Below are 2,458 nucleotides of genomic sequence, written 5' to 3' on the forward strand. Positions count from 1 at the left end.
CGTCGGCGCTCCACCACCCCTCGCCCGGATCGTCGTCGGCGTGGACCCCGCTGTCACCGGGAGCGAGACGAGCGACGAGACTGGGATCGTCGTCGTCGGGAAAGACGCAGCCGGGCACCTCTACGTGCTCGGGGACTACTCTGTCCGGGGCACCCCGCTTGATTGGGCCAAGCGCGTCGCGTGGGTGGTGGACAAGCACAAGGCCGACCGGGTTATCGGCGAGACGAACAACGGCGGCGATCTCGTCGAGGTGAACCTCCGCACCGTCTCGAAGAGTCTCCCGTTCAAGAAGGTGACTGCGAGCCGGGGAAAATACATCCGAGCCGAGCCGGTCGCCGCACTCTACGAGAAGGGGGAGGTTCACCACGTCGGCGCGTTCCCCGACCTCGAAGACCAGATGTGCGAATGGGTGCCGGGGGACGACTCTCCCGACCGTATGGATGCGCTCGTATGGGCGATCACCGAACTCGCCGAACCCGTCGAGGAGTTCGCCTGTTTCGCATTATAGGAGGCACATAGTGACTATCAGACAGCAACTCATCAACGCGCTCGCCCGGCTCCTCCGCGTCGAGCCCCCGGTGCGGATCGTCGCCGAACCTTACGAGGTCCGCGTCCCGAGCCCGGCCCCGCCCGTCGATTACGTCGAGACCCTGCACGACGACCCCGGCTGCGTCTACGTCTGGATCGCCCGGCAGGACACCACCGACGACCAGATCGCAAGTATCACCGAGAGCATCGGGCAGAGGGAGCCCAAGGCGCTCCACGTGGTCTGCCGAGACATCGCCGAGATCCGCAAGCTCTCCCCGGAGGATATCCGCAAATACCTTGCCCCGATCGTCAAGCGGGCAGAGGAGGGCGGATGGCAGTAATCGCGCCAGGCATCAAGGGCGGCGGCGCCCGGGCGCTCAACGGCGCTGGCACCCCGCAGGCGCTCGATCTCTCACAGTCGATCTTCTATAACCCTAGGCGAGGAGTCCCGCGCTACGAAGACCTGTACACGATCCGGCGATTCTCCCGCTCGCACACCGTATCGATCCCCATGCTCGCGATTATGGGGCAGGTCACGACGACCGAGTGGAGTGTCGTCCCGACCGTCGACAAGCCGACAAGCAAGCACTTCGCCGCCTGCGACGCTGTGATCGACTTCCTCGACGGGGGGTTCTCTCGCAACCCTATGACCTTCGATACGCTGTGCAAGGAGGTCCTCAACGACATCCTCGTCATCGACGCCGGCGTCCTCGAACTTGTCCCGGATGACGACGGATTCCTCGCGGAGATCTACCCGCGCGATGGAGCCACCTTCACAAAAAACCCCGACGAACACGGCCTCCTCCCCGAACCGGGCAGCGACGTCCCGGCATACTATCAGGTCGGGGCGCAGGCACCGTTCTCGCAGGACGCCTTCGGATCCGGGCTCCCGCGCATGTCGACGCTCTCGCAGATGGATACCCCCCTCTACCGGGCGATCACACCCATCCCCTTCTCCCGCGACCAGATCGTGTGGATCGAGGAAAACCCCTCGACCGACCGGCAGTATGGGTGGAGCCGCGTGCAGATGGCCCACCGGCTCATCGAGATCCTCATCAACCAAGATGTCTCGAACCTCAAGTACTTCCCGCAGAACGAGGTCCCGGAGGGCATCTTAAATCTACCCGGCCTGTCAAACGACAATCTGACCCGGTTCCGGGAGTACTGGAAAGATGAGATCGTGGGCAAGCCGCACAAGCTCGCCTTGATGAACAGCACGGACGCCACCTGGATACCGTTCCGGGCATCGCCGAAAGAACTGGAGTTCCTGGCGAGTCAGGAGTGGTACAACAACCTCGTCTGGATGTGTTTTGGGGTCTCTGCCAACGAGGTCGGCTACGTGCAGGACGTCAACCGATCCACGGCGCAGGAGCAGGCCGAAGCCGTCTGGCGGCGCACCACAGTCCCCCTCCTCGAACTGCTCCGAAACGCCATCAACCGCTCGATCCTCCCATTCCTCGAAGTTTATTGGGATGTCAACGGCGAGATAGAGTTCCGGTGGGACCCGCACAACCCCATCATCGAACGGCAGAAGCGGCTCGAGCAGGAATCCGACCTCCGGCACGGCCTCACCACGCCGAACCGCATCCTCGTCGAGCGTGGCGAGGAGCCGGTCCCGTGGGGCGACATGCCGCTCGCGCTCGTCGACTCCCTCGCCCGGATGCACCCGGAGTGGTTCGCCCGCGAGATCATCGGCATTGAGAACGCTCCCGAACCCCTCTACGGCGGCGGGCTCCTCCTCTCATCCCCGGACCCCGTGACCAAGGCGCTCGCAGCGATGAAGGCCGCTCCTGACGACGAGCCGGAAGAATGGAAGAGCCGCATCGAGGCGCTGCACCGCCGGGTCGCCGGAGTGTTCGACGACGCCCTGCAGGCACTCCGGCCGGCAATCGAGGCGGCGTTCCCGGCAGAGCGGCCCGAGGGTGACGCC

The 2,458-nt window shown here is 64.7% G+C and carries 3 protein-coding genes; all 3 read left to right on the forward strand.

Features of this window, described 5'->3' with window-relative positions:
* Positions 1-508: phage terminase large subunit family protein (locus ACE4YL_RS02360; protein WP_461369113.1), on the forward strand; the 508-nt coding region annotated here is incomplete at its 5' end.
* Between the two features lie 10 nt (positions 509-518).
* Complete coding sequence (locus ACE4YL_RS02365) at positions 519-869, forward strand: hypothetical protein (protein WP_461369114.1); 351 nt, start codon at positions 519-521, stop codon at positions 867-869.
* On the forward strand, positions 860-2,458 hold a 1,599-nt coding region (locus tag ACE4YL_RS02370; protein ID WP_461369115.1), incomplete at its 3' end, for a phage portal protein. The genes ACE4YL_RS02365 and ACE4YL_RS02370, both read left to right, overlap by 10 nt.

The organism is Candidatus Darwinibacter acetoxidans (genome assembly GCF_041936445.1).
In the GTDB taxonomy this organism is placed as follows: domain Bacteria; phylum Bacillota; class Limnochordia; order Darwinibacteriales; family Darwinibacteriaceae; genus DTU010.